Source organism: Nocardia goodfellowii, from assembly GCF_017875645.1.
Lineage (GTDB): Bacteria > Actinomycetota > Actinomycetes > Mycobacteriales > Mycobacteriaceae > Nocardia > Nocardia goodfellowii.
Map to the genome: position 1 here is coordinate 6,102,132 of NZ_JAGGMR010000001.1, position 24,983 is coordinate 6,127,114.

Annotated in this window: 28 protein-coding genes; 13 read left to right on the forward strand and 15 right to left on the reverse strand. The window is 68.0% G+C overall.

Annotated features, from left to right (window positions below):
- The first annotated feature begins 160 nt into the window (after positions 1–160).
- A complete protein-coding gene (locus tag BJ987_RS28195) occupies positions 161–1,039 on the forward strand; it encodes an alpha/beta hydrolase (protein WP_209895871.1) in 879 nt (292 codons plus the stop codon).
- 13 nt (positions 1,040–1,052) lie between these two features.
- On the opposite strand, the gene BJ987_RS28200 is transcribed toward BJ987_RS28195, so the two are convergent.
- Together BJ987_RS28200 and BJ987_RS28205 are read right to left on the reverse strand one after the other, a co-directional pair.
- A complete protein-coding gene (locus tag BJ987_RS28200) occupies positions 1,053–2,639 on the reverse strand; it encodes an MFS transporter (protein ID WP_245366166.1) in 1,587 nt (528 codons plus the stop codon).
- Positions 2,640–2,713: 74 nt separating this feature from the next.
- Complete coding sequence (locus BJ987_RS28205) at positions 2,714–3,718, reverse strand: NAD(P)/FAD-dependent oxidoreductase (protein ID WP_209895873.1); 1,005 nt, start codon at positions 3,716–3,718, stop codon at positions 2,714–2,716.
- A gap of 89 nt (positions 3,719–3,807) precedes the next feature.
- Between BJ987_RS28205 and BJ987_RS28210 the strand changes: the two genes are divergently transcribed.
- Together BJ987_RS28210 and BJ987_RS28215 are read left to right on the forward strand one after the other, a co-directional pair.
- Positions 3,808–4,416: a helix-turn-helix domain-containing protein gene (locus tag BJ987_RS28210; RefSeq protein ID WP_209895875.1), complete on the forward strand. Its 609-nt coding sequence runs from the start codon at positions 3,808–3,810 to the stop codon at positions 4,414–4,416.
- Between the two features lie 5 nt (positions 4,417–4,421).
- Positions 4,422–4,940, forward strand: a complete 519-nt coding sequence (locus BJ987_RS28215; RefSeq protein WP_209895877.1) for a hypothetical protein — start codon at positions 4,422–4,424, stop codon at positions 4,938–4,940.
- Positions 4,941–4,944: 4 nt separating this feature from the next.
- Here BJ987_RS28215 and BJ987_RS28220 read toward each other — a convergent pair whose 3' ends face one another.
- Positions 4,945–5,430: a GNAT family N-acetyltransferase gene (locus BJ987_RS28220; protein ID WP_209895879.1), complete on the reverse strand. Its 486-nt coding sequence runs from the start codon at positions 5,428–5,430 to the stop codon at positions 4,945–4,947.
- A gap of 88 nt (positions 5,431–5,518) precedes the next feature.
- Positions 5,519–5,902, reverse strand: coding sequence for a hypothetical protein (locus BJ987_RS28225; RefSeq protein WP_209899752.1), 384 nt, complete (start codon positions 5,900–5,902; stop codon positions 5,519–5,521).
- Positions 5,903–6,419: 517 nt separating this feature from the next.
- Here BJ987_RS28225 and BJ987_RS28230 point away from each other — a divergent pair.
- The 3 genes from BJ987_RS28230 to BJ987_RS28240 are packed head-to-tail and all read left to right on the forward strand — an operon-like array spanning position 6,420 to position 8,547.
- Positions 6,420–7,199: an AraC family transcriptional regulator gene (locus tag BJ987_RS28230; protein WP_209895881.1), complete on the forward strand. Its 780-nt coding sequence runs from the start codon at positions 6,420–6,422 to the stop codon at positions 7,197–7,199.
- Positions 7,200–7,242: 43 nt separating this feature from the next.
- Positions 7,243–8,163, forward strand: coding sequence for a sterol desaturase family protein (locus BJ987_RS28235; protein ID WP_209895883.1), 921 nt, complete (start codon positions 7,243–7,245; stop codon positions 8,161–8,163).
- A 33-nt stretch (positions 8,164–8,196) separates the two neighbouring features.
- A complete protein-coding gene (locus tag BJ987_RS28240; RefSeq protein WP_209895885.1) occupies positions 8,197–8,547 on the forward strand; it encodes a DUF3703 domain-containing protein in 351 nt (116 codons plus the stop codon).
- A 62-nt stretch (positions 8,548–8,609) separates the two neighbouring features.
- Here BJ987_RS28240 and BJ987_RS28245 read toward each other — a convergent pair whose 3' ends face one another.
- The 6 genes from BJ987_RS28245 to BJ987_RS28270 all read right to left on the reverse strand — a co-directional run bounded on the left by BJ987_RS28245 (position 8,610) and on the right by BJ987_RS28270 (position 11,628).
- Complete coding sequence (locus BJ987_RS28245) at positions 8,610–8,951, reverse strand: hypothetical protein (protein WP_209895886.1); 342 nt, start codon at positions 8,949–8,951, stop codon at positions 8,610–8,612.
- 23 nt (positions 8,952–8,974) lie between these two features.
- Positions 8,975–9,247: a hypothetical protein gene (locus tag BJ987_RS28250; RefSeq protein ID WP_209895888.1), complete on the reverse strand. Its 273-nt coding sequence runs from the start codon at positions 9,245–9,247 to the stop codon at positions 8,975–8,977.
- A 57-nt stretch (positions 9,248–9,304) separates the two neighbouring features.
- On the reverse strand, positions 9,305–10,141 hold the full coding sequence (locus BJ987_RS28255; RefSeq protein ID WP_209895890.1) for a cytochrome c oxidase assembly protein: 837 nt from the start codon (positions 10,139–10,141) through the stop codon (positions 9,305–9,307).
- A gap of 10 nt (positions 10,142–10,151) precedes the next feature.
- Positions 10,152–10,646: a DUF2243 domain-containing protein gene (locus tag BJ987_RS28260; protein WP_209895892.1), complete on the reverse strand. Its 495-nt coding sequence runs from the start codon at positions 10,644–10,646 to the stop codon at positions 10,152–10,154.
- A 162-nt stretch (positions 10,647–10,808) separates the two neighbouring features.
- Complete coding sequence (locus BJ987_RS28265; protein WP_209895894.1) at positions 10,809–11,198, reverse strand: DUF4259 domain-containing protein; 390 nt, start codon at positions 11,196–11,198, stop codon at positions 10,809–10,811.
- 145 nt (positions 11,199–11,343) lie between these two features.
- The gene (locus BJ987_RS28270; protein ID WP_209895896.1) at positions 11,344–11,628 is read right to left on the reverse strand and encodes a hypothetical protein; all 285 of its coding nucleotides are present in this window, start codon (positions 11,626–11,628) and stop codon (positions 11,344–11,346) included.
- Positions 11,629–11,873: 245 nt separating this feature from the next.
- On the opposite strand from BJ987_RS28270, the gene BJ987_RS28275 reads away from it, so the two are divergent.
- Together BJ987_RS28275 and BJ987_RS28280 are read left to right on the forward strand one after the other, a co-directional pair.
- Complete coding sequence (locus BJ987_RS28275) at positions 11,874–12,713, forward strand: SAM-dependent methyltransferase (protein ID WP_209895898.1); 840 nt, start codon at positions 11,874–11,876, stop codon at positions 12,711–12,713.
- Positions 12,714–12,795: 82 nt separating this feature from the next.
- Complete coding sequence (locus tag BJ987_RS28280) at positions 12,796–14,214, forward strand: MDR family MFS transporter (protein WP_209895900.1); 1,419 nt, start codon at positions 12,796–12,798, stop codon at positions 14,212–14,214.
- Here the strand turns inward: BJ987_RS28280 and BJ987_RS28285 are convergent.
- The 3 genes from BJ987_RS28285 to BJ987_RS28295 all read right to left on the reverse strand — a co-directional run bounded on the left by BJ987_RS28285 (position 14,211) and on the right by BJ987_RS28295 (position 17,688).
- Positions 14,211–14,966 (reverse strand): class I SAM-dependent methyltransferase, encoded by a 756-nt coding sequence (locus tag BJ987_RS28285; RefSeq protein WP_209895901.1) that lies wholly within the window; start codon positions 14,964–14,966, stop codon positions 14,211–14,213. The two genes, BJ987_RS28280 and BJ987_RS28285, sit on opposite strands and share 4 nt — an antisense overlap.
- A 93-nt stretch (positions 14,967–15,059) precedes the next feature.
- Positions 15,060–16,472: an amino acid permease gene (locus BJ987_RS28290; RefSeq protein WP_209895902.1), complete on the reverse strand. Its 1,413-nt coding sequence runs from the start codon at positions 16,470–16,472 to the stop codon at positions 15,060–15,062.
- Between the two features lie 133 nt (positions 16,473–16,605).
- The gene (locus BJ987_RS28295) at positions 16,606–17,688 is read right to left on the reverse strand and encodes an NAD-dependent epimerase/dehydratase family protein (RefSeq protein ID WP_209895903.1); all 1,083 of its coding nucleotides are present in this window, start codon (positions 17,686–17,688) and stop codon (positions 16,606–16,608) included.
- A 102-nt stretch (positions 17,689–17,790) separates the two neighbouring features.
- Here BJ987_RS28295 and BJ987_RS28300 point away from each other — a divergent pair, with 102 nt between their 5' ends.
- Positions 17,791–18,861, forward strand: coding sequence for a hypothetical protein (locus BJ987_RS28300; RefSeq protein ID WP_209895904.1), 1,071 nt, complete (start codon positions 17,791–17,793; stop codon positions 18,859–18,861).
- 8 nt (positions 18,862–18,869) lie between these two features.
- Here BJ987_RS28300 and yczE read toward each other — a convergent pair whose 3' ends face one another.
- Together yczE and BJ987_RS28310 are read right to left on the reverse strand one after the other, a co-directional pair.
- Complete coding sequence (gene yczE, locus BJ987_RS28305) at positions 18,870–19,529, reverse strand: membrane protein YczE (protein ID WP_209895905.1); 660 nt, start codon at positions 19,527–19,529, stop codon at positions 18,870–18,872.
- A gap of 123 nt (positions 19,530–19,652) precedes the next feature.
- A complete protein-coding gene (locus tag BJ987_RS28310; protein WP_209895906.1) occupies positions 19,653–21,254 on the reverse strand; it encodes an alpha-L-fucosidase in 1,602 nt (533 codons plus the stop codon).
- A gap of 124 nt (positions 21,255–21,378) precedes the next feature.
- Between BJ987_RS28310 and BJ987_RS28315 the strand changes: the two genes are divergently transcribed.
- The 4 genes from BJ987_RS28315 (at position 21,379) to BJ987_RS28330 (ending at position 24,974) form a co-directional block, all read left to right on the forward strand.
- Positions 21,379–22,428, forward strand: coding sequence for a Gfo/Idh/MocA family protein (locus tag BJ987_RS28315; RefSeq protein WP_209895907.1), 1,050 nt, complete (start codon positions 21,379–21,381; stop codon positions 22,426–22,428).
- Between the two features lie 35 nt (positions 22,429–22,463).
- Positions 22,464–23,264 (forward strand): M50 family metallopeptidase, encoded by an 801-nt coding sequence (locus tag BJ987_RS28320; protein ID WP_209895908.1) that lies wholly within the window; start codon positions 22,464–22,466, stop codon positions 23,262–23,264.
- A gap of 87 nt (positions 23,265–23,351) precedes the next feature.
- Positions 23,352–24,011: an RNA polymerase sigma factor gene (locus tag BJ987_RS28325; RefSeq protein WP_209895909.1), complete on the forward strand. Its 660-nt coding sequence runs from the start codon at positions 23,352–23,354 to the stop codon at positions 24,009–24,011.
- Positions 24,012–24,056: 45 nt separating this feature from the next.
- Complete coding sequence (locus BJ987_RS28330; protein WP_209895910.1) at positions 24,057–24,974, forward strand: LLM class F420-dependent oxidoreductase; 918 nt, start codon at positions 24,057–24,059, stop codon at positions 24,972–24,974.
- Positions 24,975–24,983: the final 9 nt, after the last annotated feature.

Below are 24,983 nucleotides of genomic sequence, written 5' to 3' on the forward strand. Positions count from 1 at the left end.
GTATCTCATCTCATAATTAAATCTCATTATGTGAAGATTTTGAGATGGCAGGAATATTCTGATTTATCCCGTGTTTGTGTGCACATTCACTTACCAATGGTCAATTTTCCCTTAGGATGACTGACTGACAGTCAGTCCATTGCCTCAGGGATGGTCCCGTATGCGAACCCATGTCTCGTTCACCGCCGGTGGCGTCCGATGCGCCGGCTACCTCTACCTGCCCGCCGATTCCGGGCCAGCGCCCTGTGTCGTGCTCTGTCACGGCTTCAGCGGGACGATGGACCGCCTCTTCGACTACGCCGAGCGTTTCGCCGCCGCGGGCTTCGCCGCTCTTGTCTTCGACTATCGCAGCTTCGGCGAGAGCGACGGCGAGCCCCGCCAACTGCCCGATCTCGACGGTCAACTCGCAGACATCCGTGCCGCCGTGGCGTTCGTTCGCGGGCAGCAGCGGGTCGACCCGGACAAGGTGCTGCTGTGGGGCAACTCGCTGGGCGGCGCGCACGTAATCACCGTTGCCGCAAGCGATTCCCGGATCGCGGCCGTGGTGGCGCAGATTCCGTTCAACGGATTCCCCAAGCAGGTCGAGGGTCGATCGACCGGCGACACGGTGAAACTGCTCGGCGCGATCTGCTGGGACGCGCTGCGCGGCAAGCTGGGCCTGCGCCCCTACTACATCCCCATGGTGGGGCACCCCGGTGAACTCGCCGTGGCCGCGACCCCTGAGGCCGAACAACACATCCAGACCCTGACCGGCGGACAGAAAACGCTGTGGCGCAACAGCATCGCGCCCAGGGCGCTGTTGCGCATGATGCGCTACCGGCCCGCCGCGGAACGCCTGACCTGCCCGCTACTCGTCTGTGCCGCCGCCGAGGACCGGGAAACTCCAGTGGAGACCAGCCGGGCATTGGCCGACCGCGCCGCCAACGGCGAACTCCGCGTCTATCCCGGCACCCACTTCACCTTCTACACCGATCCCACGCTGCGAGATCAGGTGGTCGCCGACCAGATCGACTTCTACCGCTCAGCCACAGGCGAGTAATGCCGCTTCCGGCCTACCGGGACTGCACCGGTTCGGGCGCTTCGGCGGCTGCCTGCGGGACGGTCTTCTTTCGCCCGAGGCTCAGGATGTAGAGCAGCAACCCGCCCATCACCGCGACGCCCACCCACATGGCCTGCTGCCAGCCGTCGACGAAGGAGTGCTGGGCAGCCTGAACCACCTGTTGGGCATGGTCGCCCGCACGTCCGGCGACATCGACGGCATTGGCGACGCCTTCGCGCGCGGTGTCGGCAGTACCGCCGGGCACCCCGTCGAGCTTGCCGTCGATGGAGTCGCGGTAACCCGTGGCTACGAGCGCGCCGAGCAAGGCCACGCCGAGGGCGGTGCCGAACTCGCGAGTGACGTCGTTGAGTGCCGAAGCCACGCCCTGTTTCTCCTGGGGCAGGGAGCTGGTGATGGCCTGAGTGGCGGGTGTCATCGCCAGCCCCATACCGATACCCATCGCGATGATGCCGGGCAGGATGGACAGGTATCCCCCGTCTACGGAAGCGAATCCGGCCATCTGCGCCAACCCCGCCCCGCCCAGCGCGATGCCGATCGCCATCGTGGATCCGGCGCCGATCCGCTCGGCCGACTTCGGCGCCGCACCGGAGGCGATCATCATCGCCACGGCCATGGGCATCAGCGCGAGTGTGGCGAGCAGACCGGACCAGCCGAGGACGGCCTGAAAGAACGGGAACAGCACCACGGCGACACCGGCGTGCACACCGAACACCACCAGCAACGTGATCGAGCCACCGGCCAAACCGCGCTCACGGAAGAGCCGGACATCGAGCAGCGCGGCGTCGCGGCGACGCAGTTCCCATCCCACGAACCCGGCGGCGGCGAGCAGACCGACGGTCAGGCTGATCAGTGTTGCCGGAGCGGTCCAGCCGCGTTCGGGGCCTTCTTGCAACACGAAGATCAGACCGACCACGGCGACGACCGAGATGGACGCTCCGACTGTGTCGAAGGGATGGTCGGCGTGCTCGCGGGAGTTAGGTACCGCGGTGAGCGTGGTGACCAGGGCGGCCAGCACCAGCACGAGCGGAAGAACGAACAACCATCGCCAGTCGGCGACATCGACCAGCAGGGCGGACAGGAACATCCCCAGAATGCCGCCGCCCCCGGCCACACCGGTCCAGACACCGATCGCTCTGCCGCGCTGTTCCGCGGGGAACGTCGAGGTGATCACGGCCAGAGTGATCGGCATGATCATCGCCGCGCCGATACCGGCGGCCACGCGCGCGCCGATCATCACCTCGGCGCTCGGAGCAAGCGCCGCAACGACATTCGCGATGCCGAACACCACCAGACCGGCGACGAGCATAGGTTTACGGCCCAGCCGATCCCCGATCGCGCCCAACGGCAGCAACAGCGCGGCCAAACTCAGGGTGTAGATGTTGATGATCCACAGAATGGTGTTCTGTGCGGCGCCGAACTCGACCGCCATGTCGATCTGGGCCACGCTGAGCCCGGACACCGAAGCGATGACAGCCATCAGCGCCAGCGACACCGCGATCAAGATGGCACGCAGCTGCCCGGCGGTCGGCGTGCCGGCACCAGCGGTAGCAGCCGCAGTTGTGGATTGGTTGACGTTCATGGGTTCCTCTCGGAAATGAGCAGGCCGAAACAGGCGCCGGGCCGATGCCCGGTCGCCTTAGGTGGCGGGACCGATCAGGTAGTGACCCGCGCGGCGGCGAGGGCCGCGTCGGTGTCGGCGGTGGCGAGCATGGCGTTGATGTGGGCACCGGCCAGCGCGCCCGCCGCTGCGGAGGCACCGACCTGGGCCATCAGGTCGGTGGCGTTGCCGACTACCCAGACTCCGGGCACGTCGGTGGTGCCGGCCATGCCGGAGGTGAACCGCCGGCCCAAGTTGTCGGGCAGATCCTCCATCGGCAACCCGAGCCCTTCCAATCCCGCCGTGCGGGCCAGCATGCGGGTGGCGACCGCGAGAACACGGCGGGCCACGACCCGGCCATCGGTCAACCGGACGCCGTTCAGCGTGCCGTCCTCGGCACTGACGATCTCCTCCCACGGGGTGTCGATGACGGTGATGTCGCGGGCGGCGAAGCGGGCGCGGGTGTCGGCGTCGAGGCCGGTGCCGCCGGTGAAATAGACCAGGTCGTCGGTCAACTGGCGAAACAGCAATGCGTGGTGGACGGACCCGGGACCGGTGGCGATGATGCCGATGGGTTCGTCGCGCACTTCCCAGCCATGGCAGTACGGGCAGTGCACCACACTGTGTCCCCAGTGCCGCGTCAGCCCTGGGATGTCGGGCAATTCATCCCGCAGCCCGGTGGCCACCAGCACGCGGCGCGCGGTCAGTCGGCGGCCGTCGGCCAGCGTGACGGTGAATCGCAGGTCACCGTCCGCGGACGGGGCGGCCGGTGCGGTGTCGGCCACCGTCGCGTGCACGACCCGGCCCCCGTAGTGCCGCACTTGTTCACGTCCCTGTGCCAGCAAGCGCGCGGGCGGGGTGCCGTCGAGCACGATGAATCCGTGCATCGCCTCCGCCGGGGCATTGCGTGGGTCGCCGCCGTCGAGCACGACGACCGAACGCCGTGAGCGGGCCAGCATCAGCGCCCCGTTGAGGCCTGCGGCGCCACCGCCGACGACCACGACATCGACGGTCCGATCGGGCACTGCGTCCGACGCGTAGGTGAAAGCGGTCTCCGCCATATCTACACCCTTCGTATCTGGTCCAGCCGTTCTGGACAGCCACGAACGACCATAACGCCGCCTTGCCGCAAGGGCATACAATGTTGCCTATGACGCAAGAAGATGGCGATCTGGACAGCCTCGTACGCAAGCGCATCCGTGCATTGCGGGTGGCGCAGGGCTGGTCACTGGACGAGTTGGCCACCAAGGCGCACATGAGTCAGTCCAGCCTTTCCCGGATCGAGAACGGTCAGCGCCGGCTCGCCCTGGATCAACTGGTCACGTTGGCTCGCGCCCTGGACACCACCCTGGATCAACTGGTGGAGACCGACGCCGACGACGTGATCATCAGCCCCGTGATCGACACGGCGCACGGCATGATGCGCTGGTCCATGAAGGCCGAACCCGGCATGAGCGTCATCCGCCAGCGGATGACCCAACCGCCGCCGGACAATCCCGCGCGCATGCGCGCACACCCGGGCCGGGAATGGCTGGTCGTCCTCTCCGGCACCGCCATCCTGATGCTGGGCCACCGGCGCTTCCGGGTGGAGACGAACCAGGCCGCCGAGTTCCCCACCATGCTGCCGCACGCGATCGGCGCCGAAGGCGGACCGTGCGAGATTCTCGGAATTTTCGACCGCGACGCCCGGCGCGGTCACCAGCGCGACGGCCAGGACGATGAATCACCGTGTCTGCCAGGGGATCCGGCGATAGGGTAAGCGCCATGGACCAGGTTTCGGCCTTTGTCGATGCGTTCGTGGCCAACGGCCCGCGGCCCGAGTTGGCGACGGAGTTGCAGTTGTTCGCCCCGTTGATCGGCAGCTGGGATCTGCGGGTATTCGAATACGACGCGGATGACTCGGTGACCGAGACGACAGCCGAATGGCATTTCTCGTGGGCGCTGGACGGGCACGCGGTCGCCGATGTGTGGATCAGCCCCCGCCGGGCCGACCGCGGTGCGGGCACCGAGGGAGAGTGGGGATTGTCGTTACGGTTCTACGACCCCAAGATCCAGGCGTGGCGTTCCACCTGGCACGGTCCGATGCGCGGCTGGGTGATCCCGTTCCTCGGACAGCGGACCGAGGAGGGCATCGAGCTGCGGGCACAGCAGGACGGCGTAACCCACCGCTGGATCTTCTCGCACCTGACCGCGGAATCGTTCCGGTGGCGGCGGGAGGAAATCGGGCGCGACGAGACAGTACGTCTTCGGCAACGGTTCGAGGCGCACCGGACGGGCGCGTAGGCGGTCAGAACCCGCGGTACATCACGTGCAGCCCGACCCGGCCGAGTGCGGGATGGTGAAACGCTCCCGGCACGGTGCCTACGATCTCGAAGCCCAACCGCTGGTACACCTCGATGGCCCGGCGATTGGAATCGGCCACCGCGTTGAATTGCATTCCGGCGAAACCACGTTCCTTCGCCCACTCCATCACATGCCGGCACAAAGCCGTACCGATGCCCTGGCCGCGCGCGGTGGCGGCGACCATGAAACTCGCCGTCGATACGTGCGCGCCCGGCCCCTGACGATTGGCGTAGGCATTGGCGGTACCCACCACTCGGCCGCCCGCCACGGCGACGACGGTCGTGGCCGGCGGCCCCATCACCCAGATGTCGCGCGCCTGCTCCTCCGTCATCGCCTGGTCGTAGGTGAATGTCTCCCCGGAGCGCACGATGTCGCGGACGATCGGCCAGACCTGCGGCCAGTCGTCCGCGGTGTACTCACGAATTCGCATAGCCGACAAGCTATTCGAAGCCGTCACGCGCATCGACCCGCGGCGCGGCTTTCCGCGTCACGGGTCGATCTGCGAGGTTCAGCGGGAGTTACCTGCCCGCGCTTCCGGTAGACGGTCGCGCCCTGCGCAATTCGCACGCCAGCCGGTCGGCGTCGGGCCGGTCCGGACCGGATCGGGCGCAGCCTTGCGAGGTGTAGCCCTCCGAGTTGTAGCCCTGCCGGTCATAGCCCCACCTGTCGTAACCCCAGCGGTCATAGCCCCACCGGTCATAGCCCCAGAAATCGAAGCCGTCAGGGCCGTAAGGGTCTTCCTGCACAGGGGGTTTGGGAAGTGACGGTGTCGTCCGGGGTGGTTCGGTCGTGACCGGCGGCGCAGTGGTTACCGGCGGCGCAGTGGTGACCGGCGGCGCAGTGGTGACCGGCGGCGCGGTCGTCACCGGCGGCGCGGTAGTGACCGGCGGTGCAGTCGTCACGGGCGGCACCGTTGGCACGGGCGCGGACGTGGTCGGGCCCGGGGTTGCGAATGCCGGAATGACAAGCGCGGCCGGAGCAAGCGCCACCGTCCCGGCGGCCGCGGCCAGCAGGACCGACTGCCGAACCGTACGCGGACTTCTCCTCCACTGCGACATAGATGACCTCCAACTCGAGATGGGCGCGCTCACCGCACCCGAGTCCCCTATCGGTCGACCGTCCAAATTCGCTACATCACAGTGACTTTCGCGACCGCCTCACCCGCGCAGGGCTTACCGAGCACTCCGAGCATTATGCGGGCTGCGAAACTCATAACGCCGTGCGAACACCCGGGAACAAAGCCTGGACCGCTCAGTATGCTTCTACTGCTGACGCACGCGGAATGTGTACGCCGACACCCATCTCGGTTCGTCGGCTGGGCTGCGCCTACGCCGGGTGCCCCGGCTCAGTGTCGAACGGAAGGAGCCAGGTGGTGCCCACAACACCCCGTATCCAGCGTCGGCCGCCCGGTGCAGCGTGATGACCGCCGTCACCGCACCGCCGACCGATCCACTCCCGGCTGCCGCAGTCGCGCGGTGGCGCGGCGGGGTGGTGTTCACGCCGGGGTTGATGGCGTTCACCGGCCGCATCGGGGACGCGGCCGCGCACGCGCATGCCGCTGTGCAGGTGTTGTTCGTCGCCCGAGGCGCGCTCACCCTCACCGACAACGCCGGGCGCACCGTGCCCGCGCAGGCGGCGATCATCCCGCCCGGTGCCGGCCATCGCGTGCACGCCGAACCCGGGACCAGCGGCTTCGTCGCCTTCCTCGATCCCGACAGCGCCACCGCCCACGCCGCCGTGGCGCGGCTGGCCGGATTACCCACCGATCACGCGGCGAGCTGGGTCGCGGCCGCCCGACCGCGCCCACCGATGCTTTCGCCCGCCCCGGCCGTCCGGCCCCGGCGAGCGCATCCGGTGCTCGCCGAAGCGCTGCGCGCGGCGGCCGAATGGCCGGGCGGACCTCCCGCACTCGGCGAACTCGCCGCACGAGTGGGGATCTCGGGCAGTCGGCTGTCCCACGTGTTCACCGCGCAGGTCGGGCTGCCCTATGCGGCGTGGCGGCGCTGGACCCGCCTGCATCAGGCCTTCGAGGTCGTGCGCGCCGGCGGGTCGTTGACCGAGGCCGCGCACACCTCCGGGTTCGCCGACAGCGCGCACCTCACACGCACCTGCCGGGAGCTGATCGGTATCACTCCCACCGAAGCGCTCATCGCCACCGGCTGGCGGCCTGAACCGGCGGGCCACGGCGAAGTCGGCTGATTTCTTCAATCCCGCACCCCGGCGCGGGCGCGAGGCTGATCCCATGTCCACCCTCGCCCGTCCCCTCATCCGCTACGGCTACGCACCGTTCATGCTGCTCGGCATCAACGGCGTCGCCATCGCCCTGGTCGGCGGCGGCGCCGGCAAAGCTTGGCTGCTCGCCCTGCTCGCCGTCGCGGTCGCGGCCTCGTTCACCGCCGAAGCGCTGCTGCCCTACCAGGATTCCTGGAACGGCTCCCATGGCGACACCGGCCGCGACGCCGCGCACGCCTTCGTCAACGAAACCCTCATCCTCACCAGCGTCGCCGCAATTCCCGCCCTGGCCGCGCTCATCCCCGGCGACGGGATCTGGCCGGACAGTTGGCCTTTCGTCGGACAGGTGCTGTTCGCGATCTTGGTCGCCGACCTCGGCATCACCCTGACGCACTACGCCAGCCACAAGGTCGGGGTGCTGTGGCGCTTCCATGCCGTGCACCACAGCGTCCAACGCTTCTATGGGCTCAACGGGCTGATGAAACATCCTCTGCACCAAACCCTCGAGATGGCCGCCGGTGTCACCCCGCTCCTGCTCGCCGGGATTCCGGTATCGATCGCGGCCGTGCTGTCGCTGGCCGTGGCGGTGCAACTGCTGCTGCAACACTCCAACGCCGACTACCGCGTCGGACCGTTCGAACACGTTCTCGCGCTCAACGCGGGCCACCGCTTCCACCACCTCAAATGGGCCGGCATCGGCGATGTCAACTTCGGGCTGTTCACGCTGATCTGGGATCACCTGCTGCGCACCTACAGCTATGACCCGGCCCGCCGCTTCACCAGCGACGACCTCGGCATGGCAGCCAAACCCGACTACCCCACCGGCTACCTGGCCCAACTCGCCGAACCCTGCACCCGCCGCGGCGCCTGCCACTTCACCTCTGACGCCACCGGCACATCGGATTCCGCCGAACAGGTCAGCACAGCCTGACCCGCCGACCCCGACCACCCGAAAGGCCAAGCCATGCCACCAATCCCGCCCGCAGCACGCGCCCGCTATCACGAGGAAATGCGCGCGGCCGAGACCGCACCCGACCCCGCCCAGCGCTGGTTCCACCTCGAACGCGCCCATATCCTGTCCCAGCCCGAACCGTGGCTGCACACGGCCAACCACATCGCGATGTTCGTCCTCGCCGTGCGCGGGCGTAACCGCCGCGAAGCCCTCGGCCAAGTCGTGCGCATCATCGCCGCCGCACCCGCGTCGCTGGCCGGTCTCGCCCCCGCAGGCAACACCGGCCGCGCCGACGTCGGTCTGCGCCGAACCATGCCCCTTCCATCCGATCTCGCGGCGCTGCTGCGTCCAGCGTCGGCATAACTCCACGACCCGACCGCCCGTGATCAACCAAACTTGTTCCGAGCGGCCGACGGTCGCTCTCCTCAGTGAGCGGGCACCGACACGCACACCATGGTGGTGTCTTCGAGGGCCTCGACAATCCCGGGCGCCTGCTCCGGGACGTGGACGAATTCGCCCGCGCGGACCGTTACGGCATCGCTCTGGTCGCCCACGCGTAGCGCTCCACTGAGCACCACCCACACCTCTGCGTAGGGAGCCGGGAGGTCGGCGCGTGCCCCGGCGTAGAAGAACGACGTGTAGGCACTCATCGACCCACCGGCCGTTTTGTCGAGTCCGGGCGCGATCAAGATCCGATCACCGAAGCGAACGGCGTCGTCACCGATCGCGGAGCTGAACTTGTGCGCCCGCGGAGGCATGGCAGCCATGTGGAACCTCTCCGTGGGTAGCTTCAGGCGTCGAGTTCGATCGCGGCGGGCGCGTGCACCGGCGGCCCTTGGAGTCCGAGTTGGCCCGCGATGGTCGGAATTTCGGGGTCCGCGAGAAAGCCCTCGTAGTCCTTCGCGTCCCAGTCGAAGACGCACCACGCCCGGTGCGCGTCGTCCGGATCGAAATAGACTCGGGCCCCCCGGCACCCGTGCTGCTTCCGCTTCTCGGCGCCGACGGTCTCGAAGACCTCGAGGAACCGTTCGGGGTCGGTAACCCTTGCGATGGTGATAATCACTGCGCGCTCCTCCACTATCGGGGACGAAGACCCCCGGTCGGCCGGAAGCGTAAAACGTCAACTTCGATTGAGGTCAAGTGCCCGCGGGCCGACGGGCCAGGCAGGTTGCGCACGTCGCCGCGCATGGCGCTGCGCTCGGCCGGTAGCGAGGTACCACTGGCCCGCGACTACCGCGGCGAGCGCGAGCTCGACGACATCGCCCCCGTAATACATGATCTGCGCGCCGAGCTGTAGATCGCTCGCGGCGAAGGAGGTTCCCGGTGGACCGGCCGCATACAGGGTCTTGGCCAGGACCCCGTGCCCTGCGGCAGCCGCGACCAGTGTCGTTGCCCGGAGCACGAGCGAGTAGCGGTGCCGAACCGGTTCGAGCTGGGTCACCGCGGTGGAAAACAGTGTCCCCGAAGCGAAGACATGCACGAACACCAACGCATGCGGGCCCGGCCGATCATGGACCGCCGCGAACATGCCGGTGCGGTACAGCAGCCATAGCCCGCCGATATCCAGCAGCGCCGCCACCGGCGGGCACATCACCACCGCGACCACCCGAGACCGCACGACCTCGAGCAACGCCGCCCTGACCGGCTGACGCAGAGCACGCAGCGCGAGGGTGACCGGCCGGGCCAGCACCAGCGTCAACGGCGCCACCATGCCCACCACCAGGTGCTGAATCATATGCCGGGTGAACGGTGCGCCCGGGAGCGGCGCCAGCACCGTAATGAGCAGCAGCACACCGCAACTCAGAGCCGCCGCGCTCCGCCACCAGGACCAGTGGTCGCCGCGCGAACGTAACCGCCACACGGCCGCCAGATAGGCACCCACGCCGGCGAACACGAGCAGAACGACAATTCCGCCCAGGTAGCCACTCAGCACGTCAGGGCTGTGATGTTCATGCATGGGTCGGCCGCTATCGGGTAGCGGTCGTACGGCGGCTCTTGGCTACTCGCAACAGCAACACGCCCACCACGAGTAAGAGCACGGCGATGACATTCCACGTCCAGTCGTAGGGTGCGATGTCGACCTCGTACCGGATCTGATGCAATCGCATCAGCTTGTGTTGAACAGTGCCGTCGTAAAGCTGAAATCCCCCGAGCCCGAGGAAGATTCCGGCGGCTACGCCGTACTTCGACAGCCCGGCGCGACGGACGAGGTCGGCGACCATGACCAGGCCGATCACCACCGCGAAGAACCCGAACGCATGGAACAACCCGTCCGAGACCAGACCCACCGAGGTGGTCGACTTGTCGTAGAAATGGTGCCAATGCAGCAGCTGGTGAAACACGGTCTCGTCGATGAACGCCGCGGTTCCGAGGCCGACCAGCACACCGGACCACACCGAGCGGGCCAGCAATGGCGTCGTCTCCACCGCTCCCGGTTGGATCGATGTATCTCTAGGCGTCATCGGCACACCTCTCCTGATTCGGGCTGAACGCGTCGGTGTGCCGGGCTTACCCCTCGGGATCCACGCAAAACGGCGGCACCGAGGATCCAGGACGTGCCCCGACGGCTTCGGAATCACTCCGCTTGCTGCGCCGGGTCGGCGATTTCCGCCAGCTGCCCTACTCTATTCGCCGTCTCGCGCACGAGTCGCGGCCAACGCGATGGCGCGGTCGAATGTTTCGGTGATCACCGCGCGACGGCCAGTCTTGAAATCGTCGTCGGGGTCGAGTTGGTCGATGTAGCCGTCCCATACCCGTAGATACCGTTCGCGCCACTCGCCGAGCACCGCCGCCGAGGGGAAGCTCGCGCCGACCCGCTGGGTTCGGACGATCTCGGTGAGGATTTCGAGCCAGGCGGGCACCATGTTCCCGCCCCACTCGTCGGGCTCCAAGGGCGTGTCGTCGGAAGGGTCCTGGAATTGTTCGGCGATATCGCCGATGATGCGGTCGGTCAACTCTCCGAGTCCGTCCGCAACGGTGTCGCTGTCGAAGTTCCCAGGACCCCAGACACCCATGACTACCTCTCCAGCCGAACACCCGGTTGCGAGGGGCAGCCTATCAACCTCTCAGCGCGTCAATGTGCTTCGCGGGCATCGGATTCGGGGTGCGACTTGATTGCCGGAGAGCCAGGTCTTCCGCCCAGGGCCTTGTTGCTCCGAGTCAGATCACCGCGTTCATGATGGTCCCCGCGCTGGTGGCGACCGCGCCGCCGGCCATGGCGCTGGCCACCATCTTCGGCGACTGGAGGCCACCGCCGTTCCACCGCTCCCAGGCGAAGCGGCCGCCGCCGTAGGTGATGGCGGTGATGCCCGACAGCTGGACCAGCCAGGTGAAGTAGCGGCCCATCTGCATCAGTTTGTCGGCCAGCGGCGGAGCCTCGGGGGCGGGGTTGCCGACGACCTGGGCCAGGACGGTGTCTTGTAGCGCGCAGAGGATCAGGCTCACTGTCATGCTCCTTCGGGATGCCGAGGTGAGGTAATTCGCCGACCGTGCGGTCTTGTTCTCGGCCCATTGAACAACACCTAAAACGCCTGGCAGAGCCGACACACCGCACCTGCCCTGCCCCCTTGTCAGCGGGTTTGCGCACCTCACCTCGCCAGCCGCGAATCCGGCTGCCTTGCTTGGGCGATACCGGCCCGCTGGGGGTTCGCTGGACATAGTCTGGGCGGACGCCCAAGGAAGGACTCTCGATGGCGCAGCCACACGCTCAGACCACCTCCGGATTGTCGGCCAGAATCGATACGACCGTCGCGCACGAAGCGCGGGTGTATGACTACTGGCTCGGTGGCAAAGACAATTACCCCGCCGATCGCGCCCTGGGCGACGCGATAGCCGGGCACATCCCCGCCATCCAGACCATGGCCCAGGCCAATCGGGCGTTCCTCGGCCGGTCGGTGCGCTATCTGGTGCGAGAGGCCGGGATCACGCAGTTCCTCGACATCGGCACCGGGATTCCTACCGCGGGCAATACCCACGAGGTGGCGCAGCGGGCACAGCCCGCCGCCCGCGTCGTCTACGTCGACAACGACCCGATCGTGCTGGCGCACGCGCGCGCTTTGATGTCGAGTTCCGCGGCGGGGAAGACGGCGTTCATTCACGCCGATCTGCACGATCCGGACAGCATCCTGACCGACTCGGCGCTCATCGACACCCTGGATTTCGATCAGCCGGTCGCGATCATGATGGTGGCCGTGCTGATGTACTTCGAGGACGCCGACAAGCCGCACGACATCGTGGCCAAGTTGCTGGATGCCGTCCCCTCGGGCAGTTATCTGGTGATCACCCATCCGACCGCTGATTTCGACGAACGCGCGATGGCCCGGGTGGTGCATTCGGCGGAGGACGCCGGGATCACCTTCCATCCACGCACCCGCGCGGAGACGGAGTCGCTGTTCGCGGGCACGGAACTGGTCGAGCCGGGGGTGGTACCGGTCGTCACGTGGCGGCCCGACCTCGCCGACCGAACGCCGAGGACCGTGGCCGATCCGGAATCGGCCTGGTATTGGGCGGGCGTGGGCCGCAAGCCGTAGCAACCCCTTCCATGCGGGAATAACCAGGGGGACGATACGTTCGTTGGGAACAAGTTAGTCCAACGAACGAAAGGGGCCGCCGGTGGCGACCGAGACAGCGGAGCCGGCTGTCGGCCTCAGATCCGAGCGCGGGGCGGTCCTCGGAGCATTGATGCTCTCGACCGGGCTGGTCGCCTTGGATTCCACCATTATCGCCACCGCGATCCTGACCATCACTCAAAGTCTGGGCGGGTTCGCCCAATTCCCCTGGCTGTTCTCGATCTATCTGCTGGCGCAGGCCGTGACGGTGCCGATCTACGGCAAACTGGCCGACACGTTCGGCCGAAAGCCCGTGCTGCTGTTCGGTATCGCGGTGTTCGCCCTCGGTTCGCTGCTGTGCGGGCTGGCGACCAGCATGCTGGGGCTGATCATCTTCCGCGCCATCCAAGGCTTGGGCGCGGGCGCGGTGCAGCCGATGACGCTGACCATCGCCGGCGATCTGTACACCCTCGCCGAACGTGGCAAGGTGCAGGGCTATATCGCCGCGGTGTGGGCCGCCTCCTCGGTACTCGGCCCACTGCTGGGCGGGCTGTTCTCCGAATATCTGAGCTGGCGCCTGATCTTCCTGGTGAACCTGCCCTTGTCCGGCCTGGCCGCGTGGATGTTGTTGCGGCACTTCAAGGAAACAGCGCCGCGCCATCGGCGCAGCAGCATCGACTACCTCGGCGCGGGCCTGCTCACCCTCGGTGCGGGCGCGATCATTCTGGGGCTGCTCGAAGGCGGGCACTCCTGGGCGTGGGCCTCCGCGCCCAGCATCGGGATTTTCACCGGCGGCGCGGTCGTGCTGCTCGTGTTCGCCGTGGTGGAGCGGCGGGCCGCGAATCCGATTCTGCCGCTGTGGGTTTTCACCCGCCGGGTGCTGGTGGCCAGCAGCCTGATCTCGCTGTTCGTCGGCGCGATAATCCTCGGATTGACCTCCTATATCCCGACTTTCGCGCAAGGCGTGCTCGGCAGCAGCGCGCTGATCGCGGGTCTCGGTGTCGGCGCACTCACTCTGGGCTGGCCGATCACCGGTTCGCAGGCGGGAAAGGTGTACATGCGCATCGGTTTCCGCAACAGCGCTTTGATCGGCAGCGTCGTCGCGACGATCGGCGCCGCCTCGCTGCTGCTGGCGGGCCCGCAGTCGACGGTGTGGCAGTTGGCGGGTTCGTGCTTTGTGATGGGCCTCGGGCTGGGCTTGGTCTCCACACCGTCGATCATCGCCGCGCAGTCCAGTGTGGATTGGCCGGAGCGCGGAGTGGCCACCTCGACCAATATGTTCGCCCGGTCCATCGGCAGCGCGGTGGGCGTCGCGGTGTTCGGCGCCATCGTGAACTCGCACGTGCACGGTGCCGACCATCCCGCACCGGACGCCCTGTCCGCGGCGGTTCACCTGGTGTTCGTCGCGGTCACCGCGGCCGCCGTGGTGTTGATCCTGGCGTCGACCATGCTCCCCGGCCGCCCCACCGCCGACGCGCACTAGCGCTTGCGGGCCTCGATCAGGAACCGGGTGGTGGTCGCGACGAAGGGACCGGTGGCTTCGATCTGCTCGTGCAGTTCGCGCAAGCGGTCTCGGTACTGGTCGACGGTGAAACCGGGGACCATCCAGATCACTTTGCGCAGGAAGTAGATCACCGCCCCGATATCGTCGAATTCGGTGCGTAACTTCTCGAAACGCAGGTCCACGACCTCGAGGCCTGCGGCCTCGGCGTCGCGGCGTGCATCTTCGGGATCCCGCGCTTTACGCGCTTCCGGTTGCGGACCCAGGAAGTAGTCGACCAGTTCGAAGACGCTGGCGGGTCCGACATGCTGGGACAGGTAGCTGCCGCCCGGGCGTAGTACGCGGGCGATTTCGGCCCACCACGCCCGCACGGGGTGGCGGCTGGTGACCAGATCGAAAGCGTTGTCCGCGAACGGAAGTGGTGGTTCGTCGGCATCGCTGACGACCACCGCGCCCAGCGGATGCAGCAGCCGGGTGGCCTCGGCGATGTTCGGCGGCCACGACTCGGTCGCCACCATGGTGCGCGGCAGTTTCGCAGCGCCGGCGAGCACTTCACCGCCGCCGGTCTGGATATCCAGGGCCGCATCGACTTCGGCCAACCGCGCGCTCATCAGACGCTGATAACCCCACGACGGTCGCTGTTCGGTTGCCCGGCCTTCCAGCCAAGCGAAATCCCACCCGTCCACCGACACCGATTCGGCCTCGGCCACCAGATCCTCGAAGGTTCGCGACATAGCAGCGATCCTCGCATCGGTGTCCACCGAATTTCCGTGCGGAAACACCGAGGGCCGACCGGCGATGCGCGATCGGCCCTCGGACACCCGTGGCTAGGCGGTGCGCTTGCCGAGTCTGAGCAGCGTCAGATAACCCAGGCCGACCAGCACGCCCCACCCCAAGCCGACCGCGATCGCGGTACGGCCGCTCTCGGTGAGGAACAGCAGGACCACGACGAGTCCCAGGAAGCCGAGCGCCAGCCAGGTGGTAACCGGCGCGCCGGGCAGCCGGTAGTCGCTGGCGGGCAGCAGGCCCTGCCGCACCCGGCCGCGGTAGATCAGGTGGCAGACCAGGATCATGCCCCAGACGAAGATGATGCCGATCGTGCTGACCGAGGTGATGTAGGCGAACGCCTTGTCCGGCGAGATCACGTTGACCACCACGCCGATCACCATGACCGCCGCCGACAGGCTGATTCCGACATACGGCACCGCGCGCGGGCTGAGCTTGCGCAACGCGGCCGGCGCCTCACCGTGCAGGGACAGGGTGCGCAGCATCCGGCCGGTCGAGTAGATACCGGAGTTACACGACGACAGCGCCGCGGTGAGCAGCACGAAGTTGATCAGGCCGGCGGCTCCCGGGATGCCGATCTGCTGGAAGACCTCCACGAACGGACTCTTGCCCTCGTGGAAGTTGCGCCAGCTGGACACCGACATGATCACCAGAAGTGCGCCCACATAGAACAATCCGATGCGGAACGGCAGCGTATTGATGGCTTTGCGCAGGGTCTTGCGCGGTTCGCGGGCCTCCCCCGCGGTGACGCCGACGAGTTCGACGCCGACGTAGGCGAACAGCACGATCTGCAGCACCAGTAGCGACTGGCCGAAGCCGTTCGGGAAGACGCCGCCGTCGGCCCACAGGTTGGTCACCGTCGGATCGGCGGCGTGACCGAACCCGATGGTGAGCACGCCGATACCGAGCAGGATCATGCCGATGATCGCGGTCACCTTGATGGTGGAGAACCAGAACTCACCCTCGCCGAACAGGCGCACCGAGATCAGGTTCGCCGCGTACATCACCGCGAGCACGACCAGCGCGGTGATCCATGGCTCGATGTCGAACCAGTACTGCACGTACTTGCCGGCAACCGTGATCTCGGCCATGCAGGTCGCCACCCACACCGCCCAGTACGACCAGCCCGTCGCGAAACCGGCGAAGCGGCCCAGGAACTCGTGCGCGTATTCGGCGAAACTGCCGGACACCGGACGGTAGGTGAGCAGTTCACCGAGCGCCCGCATGATGACGAAGATGGCCAGGCCGGCGACCAGGTAGGCCAGGATCAGAGCCGGGCCCGCCTGCTCGATGGCCCCGCCCGCGCCGTAGAACAGGCCGGTGCCGATGGCGCCGCCGATCGCGATCATCTGAATAGTGCGCGGGTTCAGGCCCCGCGCGTAGCCCTCTTCGCCCGATTCGGGCGAGTCCGGGAGTTCCGCGCCCGCGTGTAGCTGACGGTCAGCGGCTGTCATGGGTGGTTCCTTCCGCATTGCCGAACGATCTGCGACGTCACGCTACCGTTCGGCAATCCCACTGCGGCATGCCACCGCCGGTCAGCGCCCGGATAGCCGGATGCTTACCGGTGCACCGATATCCGGAGCGGACTCACCCGTCCCGAGCCGACCGGCCCTGATCCACCGGATCCAAACCGCCGACGCCCGAGGCGAACTCGTGGACCCGCAGTCGCCCGCCCGCCCGCGGGTCCAGCGGCGGGGTCTGGGTACCCGCGCCGGTGCGCAGGCCCTCCAGCAGTTCAGCGAGTGCGTCGAGGGAGGTCCGGCGCGGTGTCCACCCCAGTTCGGCACGGGCGCGGGTGGTGTCCATGAGCGGCAACCGGAGCAACGCATCGAACAGTGTCGGCTCGGCGGGCACCAGGCGCAGATGCCAGGCGGCCGCCAGTGCGCCGCGCACCGCCGTGCTCGGCACGCGCACCGGGCGGGCGCCGAGCAATTCGCCCAGTTGCCGCGCGTCGATCACCGGGTCGGCGGCGATATTGAAGGCACCCCGCACATCGCCGAGCACGGCCCGGCGGTAGGCGTCGGCGACGTCGTCGCTGTGCGCTGCCTGGAACCGCAAGCCCGTCGGCATCGGCAGGATGGGGATCAGTCCCGGCCGGACGAGCCGGTTCGGCAGCAGCGGTCCGAGGAACAATCGCCGCTGGGCGCTGGCCGCCCCGCGCTGGAAAATGAATCCCGGGCGCAGCCGGACGGTCCGGCACTCGGGATTGTCGAGTTCGAAGGCATCCAGAAGTCTTTCCACATAAGCCTTTTCGCGGGTGTAGCCCGCGGCGGGCCAGCCGTCGGTCGGCCAACTCTCGGGCACCGGCACGTCGTCGTGTTTGGGCGAGTAAGCGCCGACGGACGAGGCGTAGACGAAGGCGGGCACCTTGGCCGCCGCCACCGCGCGCAGCACCCGCGTGGTGCCGCCCACGTTGGCCTCCCAGGTGGTCATCGGTCCGTGCATCGGCTGGATGAGCCAGGCCAGGTGGATCACCGCGTCGGCGCCGCGGAAGTGCGGCTCCAGCTCGCTGCTCCGGACATCGGCCCGCACCCACTCCGTTTTCGGCCACTGCCGGTCCGGCAGGCGGCGCGCCAAGCCCAGGATCGAGGTGACCTCGGGGTCCGCGGCCAACGCCGTGAGCACGCTGGTTCCCACATTTCCGGTAGCACCGGTAACGACGACACGCATGACGCACTCCTTCTCCGACGGGTGCTCCCGGCATACCCGGGGCAGCGGCCACGACACCTCGAACCCAACCCTGGCCAGGGCATGTTCGGTACGGTCTACGAGATGGGGATGTCGTCGGGAATTCAGGATCGAACCGGGGTGGCCCGGCGGCCACGCGCCACGCTGGGCGACGACGCGGGCACCGCCCTGACGTCGCTGTGGTTGATCGGCGGGCTGATGCTCGACGCGTGGGCACACTCGAATCGGCCCGGATTGGAGTCGTTCTTCACACCCTGGCACGCGGTGTTCTACAGCGGGTTCGCGGCCACCGCCGGCTGGGTCGGCTGGGTGGTGTGGAAGCACTGGCGCACCGGGCGGCGCGGCCTCGACGCGATTCCGCTCGGGTATGGCCCGACGCTGATCGCGTTGGCCGCCTTCGGGCTCAGCGGTGTCGCGGACATGTTCTGGCACACCCTCTTCGGCATCGAGGAGTCCATCGACATCCTGTTCAGCCCGAGCCACCTCGGACTCGCCATCACGATGTGTGTCATCGTCACCACCCCGGTGCGCTCCGCCTGGACCGACCCGGCTCCGGGCACGCTACGACGGCTGTGGCCCGCGCTGCTCGGCATCGGCCTGGCGATCGCCGAGATCATGGTCTTCCTGGAATACGGCAACGCCCTGACCATCCGCGCGACCCGGATCGTCAGCGGCTTCTCCGATACGGAGAACGGCTCGGCGTCGCAGATCGCGGTCCGGATGCTGGTGACGAACGCGGCCCTGCTGCTGCCGCTGCTGTTCGTGGCCAGACGCTGGGGCCTGCCGCCGGGTGCGGCGACGATCTGCACCGTCCCCCTGCTGGTCCTGAGCGGCGCGGAAACCGGCGGCCGCAATATGAGCACGCTGGTATCGATCCTGGTCGCGGCGATCGGCGCGGACCTGCTGGCACAAGCCTTGCGTCCCACGCATATTCGTCGCTGGGCCTACTGGGCCTTCGCCACCGCCGTACCCTTCTTCACCTGGTCGCTGTACCTCGGGGTCGCCGCCGCGGCGGTGGGCCGCCTGCCCTCGATCGTCGAATTGTGGACCGGCGCACCGATTGTCGCCGCCGCCGTCGGCCTGCTACTCGGCGCGCTGATGATGCCGGGCGACGGGGGCACGGACCCGAGCCGGGAGCAGACGACGAGCGCCTGAGCGTGCGGTCACGCGGCCGGATCAGGCTGCGGCGCGACGGTTTCCGGCAGAACAGCGGTCGTCTCGATGGCACTGCGCGCGTGGAAACCGGGCAGGTGCCGGTTCACCAGCGGGATCATGAGCTGGATGAGGGGTCCGATGCCGAAGGCGTAGACCAGGGTGCCGACGCCGACGCTGCCGCCGAGCACGAACCCGATCACCAGCACCGTCACCTCGATCGTGGTGCGGATGAGACGGACCGACCACCCGGTGCGGCGCACCAGGCCAGTCATCAGGCCATCGCGCGGTCCGGGACCCATCCCCGCGCCGATGTAGAGGACCGTGGCGGCGGCATTGAGCACCACCGCCAGCACCATCGCGCCGATCCGGACCAGCAGCGAATCCCACGCCGGTAGCAGCCACAACCCGGCGTCCACCGAAATACCGATCACGACGACGTTGCTGAGCGTGCCGAGGCCGGGCCGCTGCCGCAGCGGGATCCACAGCAGCAGCACGACCACGCCGGTAATGGCCGTGACCATGCCGAAACTGAGCGGGACGTGCTCGGCCACGCCCTGATGGAAGACATCCCACGGGTCCAGCCCGAGCCCGGCCCGGATCATGACCGCCATGGAGAACCCGTACAACCACAGCCCGCTGTACAGCGCGACCACACGACGAACCAGCATGCGCTTCAGCGTGCGGGTGACTGGCCCGCGAATACAGAGCCAGTCAGGGATTACTGGTCTGGTTGCCGTGGAAGTCCGGCTGGTCCGGCCCCGTACTCGGCGCGATGCCGCGAACCGCGCATGTCAATTCGCGGTGATCTTCACGACCGGGGCGAACGTGCCCGGGAACGGTGCGGCGAGCACGGTGTCGGCACCTTCCGGGCGCACCGTCACCGGTCCCGCTGCACCCAGCAACGTCGCTTCCCCTTGGAGGACAAGGCCTTTCAGGGTGACCGGGCCCGTCGGGCGACCGAGCACGATGGCGTAGGTAGCGGAGCCCTTGCGCGTGAAGAGGACTCGGGTGCCGTCGGTGGTGGTCGCCGTGGAGGTCGTCCACGGGCGGGTACCGTCCACCGCTTCCCGGTTGATCCGCAACCACGCGCCGATCGCGTCCAGCCGGGACTGCTGTTCGGCCACGATAACGCCCGCTCCCCCGCTCGGGCCCGCATTGAGTAGCAGCGCACCATTGTTCGCGCTCGCCTCGACGAGGCTCGTGAGCAACTCCTCGGGTGGCGCGTAATCGGCGTCGGTCTCCCGGCGGTTGTAGCCGAAGGAGCCGCCGATGCCGCGGTCCTGCTGCCAGAACTTCTCCTGCACGACATCGAAGCCGGTGTACTCCGGGGTCCGGAAGTCGCTGTGCGGCACGGACGGTGGTGTGGTGATCCGCTCGGCACCGCCGGGCTGGGACAGCGCCCACTTCATGACCCGGTCGAACCCCCAGCGCAGCGGTTGCCGGCCCATCAGCGCCTGCCAGAACGACGCGGTCTGCCACCGGTCGTTGACCACGCCTTCGGGAACGGTGTTGTAGTAGTCGGCGAACAGCGCGTTCAGCCGCTGCTGACCGGTGGGCCAGCCGATGTCGTTCCAGAGGATGTCGGGCCGGTATCGGTCGATCAACTCGCGCACCTGGGCCTCGGCGTAGTCACCGTAGTCGGCTCCGTAGGGCAGATAGATGTAGTCCCCCAACGTGTTCACCACCCGCGGCTGGAAGGTCCAGTCGACCCCGCCGGAGTAGTAGAGACCGAATTTCATGCCGCGGGCGCGCACGGCGGCCGCCAGCTCACCCACCAGGTCACGCTGGGAATGGAAGTCCGGGGCGTGCGGGTTGGGCACGGCTGACGGCCAAAGAGCATATCCGTCAGCGTATTTCGCGGTGAGTACGACATAGGAGGCGCCGGCGGAGCGGAACTTCTCCGCCCAGGCATCGGGATCCCAGTCGGCCAGTTCGGCCTCGAACTTCCGGGCGATGTCCGCATAGGTAGCCGCGCCGTAGGTGGCGCGATGGTAGGCCGCGGTCGGTGAATCCGGATCCTTGATCTGGTTGGCGTAGTCCTCGGCGTAGGGGCTGCGGGTGAGAGCGTGGTCGTAGTCCTGGACCACGGTCTCGGTGAAGGTCCGGCCGGTCGGAGCGAAGCCCGGCACCGAGTACGGGCCCCAGTGCAGCATGATCCCGAACTTCGCGTCCTGGAACCAGGCGGGCAGCGGATGCCGGCGCAGTGATTCCAGGGAACTGTCGTAACGGCCGGTGGTCGTCATGGCCGCCTTGGCGTCGTCCTGGCGAGCCCACCGCCAGGCCCCGATGCCGAGCGCGGCCGCGGCAGCCACGCCGAGTACCAGCAGGCCGATTCCGGCGCGCAACGCGAACCGGCCGATCCGCCGGGGCCAGGGCCTGGACTTCGGGTTCATGACTCCACGCTATGGGCGGCAGCCGCCCGGCGTCGTCATACCAACGGCCCATCGCGGGTCGTTCTCCGGTAGCACCAGCCCGGGCGTCACGGAATTCGGTGCCCACGGCGGTAACGTCGGGTTCATGACTAGTCTCGAGGTCGCCGTGATCGGATACGGGCTGGCGGGATCGGTGTTCCACGCACCGTTGATCGCCGCCGAGCCGCGACTGCGGGTGGCCGCGGTGGTCACCGGATCGGCGGAGCGGGCCGCGCAGGCCGAGCGGGAGCACCCCGGGGTCCGCGTGTTCCCCGACGCCGACGCGCTCTTCGCCGACCTGTCCGGTATCGATCTGGTGGTGATCGCTACGCCGAACCGCACGCACGCCCCCCTCGCGCACCGTGCCTTAACGGCGGGAGTGCCTGTGGTGGTGGACAAACCGTTCGCGGTCACCGCGGCCGACGCGGAAGCCCTTGTGGCACAGGCTCAACAGCGCGGGGTGCTGCTGTCCGTCTTCCAGAACCGGCGCTGGGACGGCGATTTCCTGACCGTGCGGGAACTGATCGACACCGGAAGGCTCGGCGCGGTGCGCCGGTTCGAGTCCCGTTTCGAGCGCTGGCGTCCCGTGCCCAAGGGTGGCTGGCGTGAAGTCGGTGACGCGGCGGACGGCGCGGGCATCCTGCTCGATCTGGGCCCGCACCTCGTCGACCAGGCGCTCACCTTGTTCGGCCCGGTCCGCGAGGTGTATTGCGAACTGGACCGCCGCCGCGACGGCATCCGAACCGATGACGACGCGTTTCTCGCGCTCACCCACGACTCCGGGGTCCGCTCGCACCTGTGGATGAGCGCGGTGACACCCCAGCTCGGGCCACGCTTTCGCGTGCTCGGCTCGGAATCCGGCTATGTCACCTACGGATTGGACCCGCAGGAGGCGGCCTTGCGCGCGGGCCGGCGCCCCGGCGAAGGACCTTGGGGTGCAGTGGAATCCGATGCCTGGGGCATGCTCGGCGCGGACCCCGACCTGGAGCCGTATCCGACCCGAGCGGGCGACTATCCCGCCTTCTACACCGCGATGGCGGACGCGTTGCTGGACGGCGCGCCCGTCCCCGTGGACCCGCGCGATGCCGTGACCGCGCTGCGCATCCTCGAATCCGCGCGCGACTCCGCCGCCACCGGAGTCGCCCGGCCGCTCTAGTGGACGGTCCCCGGGCGCGCCGATAGGGTGCGGCGGTGGATAGTGCGGAATTGATCGACCGAGGCGCGTCTATTGCCGATCGGCTCCAGACGACACAGCTGCCGCCGCCATGGCAACTGGTGGTGATCACCGGCCTGATCGCGCTGGTGCTCGTCGCCTACTCCCCGGTGTGGCGGATGACCCGCAACGTGGTGACCATCGCACACGAAGGCGGGCACGCGCTGTTCGCCCTGCTCACCGGTCGCCGTTTGAACAGCATCACTTTGCATTCGGACACGTCGGGGCTGACCGTGTCCAGCGGCAAACCGTACGGATTCGGCATGATCGTCACCGCGATGGCCGGTTACCCCGCGCCGCCGCTGCTGGGTCTCGGTTTCGCGGCCCTGCTCGGCGCCGACCGCATCACCCTCATGCTGTGGACCGCTATCGTCCTGCTCGCCGCGGTCCTCATCAAGGTCCGCAACATCTATGGTCTGATCACGGTATTCGGTTTGGGTGCGCTGATTTTCGCGGTGTCCTGGTTCGGCACCGACACCCTGCAGGCCGCCTTCGCCTATCTCGGCGCGTGGTTCCTGCTCCTGGCGGGCACCCGCCCGGTCCTGGAGCTACAGCGCGGTCGCCGCCAACGCTGGCGCAACCCCGGCGGCGTCGACTCCGACGCCGACCAGCTCGCCCGTCTCACCCATCTGCCGGGTCTGCTCTGGGTCTTGTTCTTCGCCGCCGTCGCCGTCGTCTGCCTGGTCGCCGGTACCGGTTTTCTACTGTCCGACGCCACCGGCGTCTGCATCCCGGTGGTCTCCGGCGACTGCCCGGCCCCGTCCTGGCTCAACCCCTGACCCGCGAACCGAGCCCGCGTTCGTTGCGTAGCGGGGGCCCGGCCTGCGTAAATTGCTAGGCAGGATCGTGTGTACAGGGGTGACTCCATGCAACCGGATAATGGACGAGTGCTGTCCGAAGCCGCCGTCGAAGCACTGCTCGGTGCGGTGCTGCGGGAATGCGCGCTGGAACCGCTGCTGCTGCTGGACGCCGCCCGTTCCGGTAGCGCGCTGGTCCGGATCGCCCGCGCCGGCGCCGCCGGGCCCGACCCCTTCGACGAGATCCTCACCGATGCCTACGAATCCACCCGCCGGGAGATGATCGACTGGGCCGCCGGCGAGCTCACCCCAGCGGGCAGCGCGGAGGGCGTCGTACGCACCGCGTTCATGCGGGTCTATGCCCGTCGCCCGGATATCACCGATCCCGGGGAGATGCGCGCATACCTGTGGCATGCCACCGAGAAACTGGTCCGCGACACCTCGCACCACCACACCGCCGACCGCCTCGAACCAGCCGGTGACGAACACATCGCCATGCTCGCCGACCGGGTGGGCGTCTCGTTCGACGACACGATCACCGTGCGGCACATGGTGATCGCGGCGCTGGAGACGATTCCGCAACGCGAACGTGAGGCCGTGGTGCTGCGCGGCTACGAGGACAGCGGCTATGCCGAAGTCGCCCGGATCATGGGTTCGTCGCAGGACGCCGCGCGGTCCTACGTCCGCGATGCCCTCGCCCGAATCCACGAGCGCCTGCGGGCGGCATAAGTCCCGGGCGGACGCCGGGTATTTCCCTCGGGCACGATGGATGCCATGAAACTGCGCATCTTCACCGAGCCGCAGCAGGGTGCGGACTACGACACGCTGCTGGCCGTCGCGAAAGCTACCGAGGACTTGGGGTTCGACGCATTCTTCCGGTCCGACCACTACCTGGCCATGGGTGACTCCGATGGGCTGCCCGGCCCGACCGACGCCTGGATCACGCTGGCCGGGCTGGCGCGCGAGACCGAGCGGATCCGGTTGGGCACGCTGGTCACCGCCGCTACCTTCCGGCTGCCCGGACCGTTGGCGATTCAAGTGGCCCAGGTAGATCAGATGTCGGGCGGCCGTATCGAATTGGGGCTGGGCAGCGGATGGTTCGCCAGTGAGCACGCCGCCTACGGAATCCCCTTCCCGGCGGACAAGTTCGCGCGGTTCGAAGAGCAGCTGGCGATCGTCACCGGGTTGTGGGCGACCGAGGTGGGTGCCAAGTTCGACTTCGACGGCGAGCATTATCAGCTGAAGGATTCGCCAGCCCTGCCCAAGCCGGTGCAGAATCCGGTGCCGGTGATCATCGGCGGCACCGGGCCCAAGCGCACGCCACGGCTGGCCGCGCGGTACGCGAGCGAGTTCAACGTGCCGTTCCACTCGGTCGAGGACAGTGCCCGCAGCTTCGACCGGGTGCGCGCGGCCGCCGCGGCCCACGGGCGCACCGATGAGCTGGTGTACTCCAACGCGCTGGTCGTCTGTGTCGGCGACAATGACGCCGAGGTGGCCCGGCGGGCTGCCGCGATCGGCCGGGAGGTGGCGGAACTGAAGACCAATGGCCTGGCCGGTTCGCCCGCCGAGGTCGTCGACAAGATCGGGCGCTACGCCGAGATCGGTAGTTCGCGCCTCTACCTGCAGGTGCTGGATCTGCAGGATCTCGACCACCTGGAATTGATCTCGGCGAAGGTACAGTCGCAGCTCTGAGTGCCGAAC